Raw genomic sequence first — 256 nt, forward strand, 5'->3', positions numbered from 1 at the left:
GTTGCACCCCTTGAGCCCGGGCGTGCAGTTCAGCCAGTTGCTGCTTGGCGCTGGCATGGTGCTCATGCACCCGCATTGATATCTGACCGTAGATTTCAGTGCCGGTCAGTTCCTCCAGTAACTCCGAACGGGCGGATGCATTGGCATTCAGAAAGGCGGCAAATTCTCCCTGCGACAGGAGGATGGACTTGGTAAAACGGGAGAAATCCAGTCCGGTGATGGCCTCGATTATTTCACTCTTGGCGCGTAACTGGGT

At 55.9% G+C, this 256-nt stretch carries 1 protein-coding gene; it reads right to left on the reverse strand.

The features are described 5' to 3' along the window. Nucleotides 1–256, reverse strand: a 256-nt coding sequence (locus tag Q4563_RS21000) for a hypothetical protein (protein ID WP_303605901.1), incomplete at both ends; no start/stop codon positions are given.

The organism is Gilvimarinus sp. 1_MG-2023 (genome assembly GCF_030548285.1).